Origin of the sequence: Psychrobacter sp. ANT_H59 (assembly GCF_008369225.1) — a bacterium.
GTDB lineage: Bacteria > Pseudomonadota > Gammaproteobacteria > Pseudomonadales > Moraxellaceae > Psychrobacter > Psychrobacter cryohalolentis.
In genome coordinates this window covers 1-1,228 of record NZ_VOBE01000013.1, presented here as the reverse complement: position 1 = coordinate 1,228, position 1,228 = coordinate 1, and the positions used below count along the sequence as shown (strand labels likewise).

Sequence of the window (1,228 nt, the reverse complement as noted above, 5' to 3'; positions counted from 1 at the left end):
AAAAAAAGAGGAAATACCCATGGCAAAGGCCAAGTTTGAACGTCTAAAACCACATGTTAACGTCGGTACCATCGGACACGTTGACCACGGTAAAACCACCCTTACCGCTGCAATCGCAACCGTAGCTGCAATCACCTCTGGTGGCGAAGCCAAAGACTACGCGTCTATTGACTCAGCACCAGAAGAAAAAGCACGTGGCATCACCATCAACACCTCACACGTAGAATATGACACCCCATCACGTCATTACGCTCACGTTGATTGCCCAGGTCACGCCGATTATGTTAAAAACATGATCACCGGTGCAGCCCAGATGGACGGCGCAATCCTAGTTGTATCTGCAACTGACGGCCCTATGCCACAAACCCGTGAGCACATCCTGCTTTCACGTCAGGTTGGCGTACCGTACATCGTTGTATTCATGAACAAGTGCGACGTTGTTGATGACGAAGAATTGCTTGAACTCGTAGAAATGGAAGTTCGTGAATTATTAAGCGACTATGACTTCCCAGGTGATGACACCCCAATCATCCATGGTTCTGCAACTGAAGCCCTAAAAGGCTCACAAGAAAAATATGGTCAACCAGCCGTTGTAGAACTATTAAACGTTCTTGACACCTACATCCCAGAGCCAGAGCGTGACATCGACAAAGCATTCCTAATGCCAATCGAAGACGTATTCTCAATCTCAGGTCGTGGTACTGTTGTAACTGGCCGTGTTGAATCTGGTATCGTACGCGTTGGCGACGAAATCGAAATCGTCGGTATCCGTGACACTCAAAAAACCACCTGTACTGGTGTAGAGATGTTCCGTAAACTGCTTGACGAAGGTCGTGCAGGCGAAAACTGTGGCGTACTACTACGTGGTACTAAGCGTGAAGACGTACAACGTGGCCAAGTACTAGCTAAGCCAGGTTCAATCACGCCTCACACCAAGTTTGACGCTGAAGTATATGTATTGTCAAAAGAAGAGGGTGGTCGTCACACACCATTCCTAAACGGCTATCGTCCACAGTTCTATTTCCGTACCACTGACGTAACTGGCGCAATCCAATTACAAGACGGTACTGAAATGGTCATGCCTGGTGATAACGTTGAGATGGGCGTAGAGCTTATCCACCCAATCGCTATGGACAAAGGTCTTCGCTTCGCTATTCGTGAAGGCGGCCGTACTGTAGGCGCTGGTGTTGTTGCTAACGTATTGAACTAATACTTAACGCTGTCAGAG

At 48.0% G+C, this 1,228-nt stretch carries 1 protein-coding gene; it reads left to right on the top strand.

Annotated elements, in window-relative coordinates; genetic code table 11:
• The first annotated feature begins 19 nt into the window (after positions 1-19).
• Positions 20-1,210, top strand: coding sequence for an elongation factor Tu (gene tuf / locus FQ083_RS12595; protein WP_011512793.1), 1,191 nt, complete (start codon positions 20-22; stop codon positions 1,208-1,210).
• Positions 1,211-1,228: the final 18 nt, after the last annotated feature.